General features: G+C 62.7%; 4 protein-coding genes. 2 read left to right on the top strand and 2 right to left on the bottom strand.

Annotated features, from left to right (window positions below; genetic code table 11):
• Positions 1–321 precede the first annotated feature (321 nt).
• Complete coding sequence (fahA, locus tag VK804_RS08005; protein WP_325369655.1) at positions 322–1,593, top strand: fumarylacetoacetase; 1,272 nt, start codon at positions 322–324, stop codon at positions 1,591–1,593.
• Between the two features lie 122 nt (positions 1,594–1,715).
• On the opposite strand, the gene VK804_RS08000 is transcribed toward fahA, so the two are convergent.
• Both VK804_RS08000 and VK804_RS07995 read right to left on the bottom strand, forming a co-directional pair.
• Positions 1,716–2,027, bottom strand: coding sequence for a DUF1272 domain-containing protein (locus VK804_RS08000; RefSeq protein WP_325369653.1), 312 nt, complete (start codon positions 2,025–2,027; stop codon positions 1,716–1,718).
• Between the two features lie 252 nt (positions 2,028–2,279).
• The gene (locus tag VK804_RS07995; protein ID WP_325369651.1) at positions 2,280–2,756 is read right to left on the bottom strand and encodes an Lrp/AsnC family transcriptional regulator; all 477 of its coding nucleotides are present in this window, start codon (positions 2,754–2,756) and stop codon (positions 2,280–2,282) included.
• Positions 2,757–2,875: 119 nt separating this feature from the next.
• On the opposite strand from VK804_RS07995, the gene hppD reads away from it, so the two are divergent.
• Positions 2,876–3,994, top strand: a complete 1,119-nt coding sequence (gene hppD, locus VK804_RS07990) for a 4-hydroxyphenylpyruvate dioxygenase (protein WP_325369649.1) — start codon at positions 2,876–2,878, stop codon at positions 3,992–3,994.
• Positions 3,995–4,200 lie beyond the last annotated feature (206 nt).

Raw genomic sequence — 4,200 nt, 5'->3', positions numbered from 1 at the left:
GCCCGCGGATCCGGCAACCGCCCAAAGGCCTTCTTGAACTTCCGCATTCGACCCCCTCCATAATCCGGGAGTCATCTTCAGAATCCGTCTTGCCTTCCAATGCAATAGCCGGTGAAAACCCATATGCGATTCCCCTGCCCTGGAGGGGGAGGGTCGGCTCGCATCGCAAGATGCGGGCCGGGGCGGGGTGACGGTCTCTCAACTCGATCACTGTTTGAGACGATAGACCGCCACCCCACCCCGCCGCTCATTTCATTCGCGTCGACCCTCCCCCTCCAGGGGAGGGTGAAGAGAACGACCGCGGCAGCAGAGTAGAAAACAATGCCCCACCCCAACGATCCCGCGCTCCGCTCCTTCATCCCGGTCGATCCGGCTTCCGACTTCCCGATCCAGAATCTCCCCTACGGCGTGTTCTCCGCAAAAGACGGTCTTGCTCCGCGCGTCGGCGTTGCGATCGGCGATTATGTGCTGGACCTCTGGGAGCTCGAGCAGGATTGCCGGCTGCCGGTCACCGATCTCCGCATCTTCTCGGCGTCGACGCTCAATCCCTTCATGGCGCTGGGGCCGAAAGCATGGTCAGCGACCCGCGCGCGGATCAGCGAATTGCTGCGTCATGACAATCCCGAACTGCGCGAGAATCCAGAGCTTCGCGCGCGCGCGCTGGTGCCGATGGCGCAGGTAACGCTGCATATGCCGATCGCGGTCTCCGGCTACACCGATTTTTATTCGTCCAGGGAGCACGCCACCAATGTCGGCGTCATGTTCCGCGGCAAGGACAACGCGCTGCAGCCGAACTGGCTGCACATGCCGATCGGCTATAACGGCCGCGCCTCCACCGTCGTGGTGTCGGGCACCAAAGTGCGGCGGCCGCGCGGGCAACTAAAACCACCGACGGCGGAGGCGCCGTCGTTCGGTCCGTGCAGGCGACTCGATTTCGAATTGGAAATGGGCGTCGTGGTCGGGCAGCCCTCGCCGATGGGCGAGATGCTGAGCGAAGCGCAGGCGGAAGCGATGATCTTCGGCTTCGTGCTGCTCAACGACTGGAGCGCGCGCGACATCCAGCAATGGGAATATGTGCCGCTCGGGCCGTTCCAGGCGAAAGCGTTCGCGACCTCGATCAGCCCGTGGGTGGTGACGCGCGAGGCGCTGGAACCGTTCCGCCTTCAGGGACCTGTGCAGGAGCCGGTGCCGCTGCCCTATCTGCGACAGGCACGGCCGAACAATTACGATCTCGAACTCGACGTGGCCTTGCGCGCCGCTGACATGAACGATGGCTTGCGCATCTGCCGCACCAATTTCAAATACATGTACTGGTCGAGCGTGCAGCAGCTGGTGCATCACGCCTCTTCCGGCTGCGCCATGAATGTCGGCGATCTCCTGGGCAGCGGTACCATCAGTGGTCCGGAAAAGGATCAGCGCGGCAGCCTCCTGGAGATATCCTGGAATGGCACCGAGCCGATTGAGCTCGCCGGCGGCATCAAGCGCACGTTCCTCGAAGACGGCGATTCGCTTGTGATGCGCGGCTGGTGCCAAGGCGATGGTTATCGCGTGGGGTTCGGTGAGGTCGAGGGGACGATCGTGGCGGCGGAGTAGTTCTTACGTCATTGCGAGGAGCTCTTGCGACGAAGCAATCCATCTGCGTTCGGTGACGCCCGAGAAATGGATTGCTTCGCTCCGCTCGCAATGACGGCGGATGGCATTGCGGCCCGCGCTTCTCACCGCTCCTCCGGTGGAATATCCCTGATCCGCGCCGAATGCGCCGCGATCTCCTCGTGACTGAACGACAAATGTACCCGCCTGTCCGACGGCGGCCGTTTCGCCACTGACAACCCCGGCCGCCATTCCCGCGCGGGCCTGATCGGCCGCGGCGCAAAGCCGCCGCCGCAGTTCGGGCAGACATTGTGCAGTTTCGTCTCGACGCAATCCGCGCAGAACGTGCATTCGTAGGAGCAAATGCGCGCCTCCGTCGCGTTCGGCGGCAGGTCCTTGTCGCAATATTCGCAATTCGGCCGAAGCTGCAGCGCCATGCGCGACCCATGTTGAGATGGGCTAGATCATCGCAGATCATGCGACGAATTCGAATGCCGAATCTCCCTCGATTTCGGCCACTCCCGTCATTCGGGGACGCGCCCCCGATCTTTCCACTCGCTCCGTCCGTCATCCTGAGGTGCGCGCTCTTGGGCGCGCCTCGAAGGATGAGCCACGGGCACGCAAGCCAATCATCCTTCGAGGCTCGCCGAAGACGGCGAGCACCTCAGGATGACGGCAGAGCGAGAGGCCTAACCCCGCAGCTGCTTGAGCGGCAGTTTCATACTTTCCTTCAACCGGTCCAGCACGATCGAGGATCGCACATGCGCCACGCTCTGGTGCGGCATCAGCACGTTGTTGACGATGTCGGACAGGCTCTTGAGGTCGCGCAGCACGGCCTTCAGCAGATAATCGGCGTCGCCGGTCAGCGAATAGGCCTCCTGGATGTCGTCGACGCGAGTAACCAGCGCGCGAAACTTCTTGGCGTTGTCGGGCGAATGGGTCGCGAGCGTGATGTGGATGAAGGCGATCAATTCGAAGCCGAGCGCTTCGCCGTCGAGGTCGGCGTGGTAGCCCGATATCACCTTCTCCTCCTCGAGCCGCATCCGTCGCCGCGAACATTGCGAGGCCGACAGCCCGACGAGATCGGCCAGCTGCTGGTTGGTCAATCGGCCGTCGTCCTGCAGCGCCGCGAGCATTTTGAGGTCGAAGGCGTCAACCGAGATCATGTGCGAAATGCCTCTTTTGTGCACGAAGCGTGCATATTATAGCAACAATGCCAGCCATTTGCATACACATTGCATCCCCGGCGACCGAATATGCAAACCTCGAAGCGAGGAGATCAGCCATGGGTCCATTTCCGCACGATGCGCCGGCCGCCACCATCAGCGCCGACAATCCGATGGGCACCGACGGCTTTGAGTTCGTCGAATACGCCCATCCACAACCCGAGAAACTGCACGCGCTGTTCAAGCTGATGGGCTACGCGCCGGTTGCGCGGCACCGGACCAGGAAGATCACGGTCTATCGCCAGGGCGACATCAATTATCTCGTCAACGAGGAGCCCGGCACCCACGGCTTTGCCTTTGTCGCCGCCCACGGCCCCTGCGCGCCGTCGATGGCGTTTCGCGTAGTCGATGCCAAAGCGGCCTATGACCGCGCGCTTAAGCTCGGCGCGGAGCCTGCCGACATTCCCGCCGCGCGGAAGACGCTCGATGTCCCCGCGATCAAGGGCATCGGCGGCAGCTTGCTCTATTTCGTCGAGCGCTACGGCGCCAAGGGCTCGGCCTATGACGCCGAGTTCGAATGGCTGGGTGCGAAAAATCCGCGGCCGGAGGGCGCGGGCCTCTATTACCTCGATCACCTCACCCATAATGTCCATCGCGGCCGCATGGATGTCTGGACCGGCTTCTACGAAAAGCTCTTCAACTTCCGCCAGATCCGCTTCTTCGATATCGAAGGCCGCGCCTCCGGCCTGTTCTCGCGCGCGCTCACCAGCCCGGACGGCAAGATACGGATTCCGATCAACGAGGATGCCGGCGAGAGCGGCCAGATCGAGGAATATCTCAACACCTATCGCGGCGAAGGCATCCAGCACATCGCCTGCGGCGCAAAGGACGTCTACCGCACCGTCGAACGCCTGCGCGGCGCCGGCCTGCCGTTCATGCCGTCGCCGCCGGAAACCTATTTCGAGAAGATCGACGCGCGGCTGCCCGAGCACGGCGAAGACGTCGCGCGGCTGAAGCGCGACGGCATCCTGATCGACGGCGAGGGCGTGGTCGATGGCGGCCACACCAAAGTGCTGCTGCAGATTTTTTCCGCCAACGCGATTGGCCCGATCTTCTTCGAGTTCATCCAGCGCAAGGGCGACGACGGTTTCGGCGAAGGCAATTTCAAGGCGCTGTTCGAATCGATCGAAGAAGACCAGATCCGCAGAGGTGTGCTGAAAGTGGAGGATGCGGCGTAGATATCTTGTAGGGTGGGCAGAGCGAAGCGTGCCCACCATCTTCGTCAGCGCGAATGGTGGGCACAGCGCAAGAGCGCCTTTGCCCACCCTACGGGCACTGCCGTCATCCTGAGGTGCGAGCTCTTGCGAGCCTCGAAGGATGTGCTGCAAGCACGACGCTGAACACCATCCTTCGAGACGCGGCCAGGCGGCCGCTCCTCAGGATG

The sequence above is a fragment of the Bradyrhizobium sp. genome (assembly GCF_035484855.1).
Classification (GTDB): Bacteria; Pseudomonadota; Alphaproteobacteria; order Rhizobiales; family Xanthobacteraceae; genus Bradyrhizobium.
The sequence above is the reverse complement of the archived record's forward strand: the minus strand, read 5'-3'. Positions and strand labels throughout refer to the sequence as shown.

Coding starts and splice junctions, on each gene's coding strand:
- fahA (WP_325369655.1), top strand. CDS start 322: ATGCCCCACCCCAACGATCCCGCGCTCCGCTCCTTCATCCCGGTCGAT.
- VK804_RS08000 (WP_325369653.1), bottom strand. CDS start 2,027: ATGGCGCTGCAGCTTCGGCCGAATTGCGAATATTGCGACAAGGACCTG.
- VK804_RS07995 (WP_325369651.1), bottom strand. CDS start 2,756: ATGATCTCGGTTGACGCCTTCGACCTCAAAATGCTCGCGGCGCTGCAG.
- hppD (WP_325369649.1), top strand. CDS start 2,876: ATGGGTCCATTTCCGCACGATGCGCCGGCCGCCACCATCAGCGCCGAC.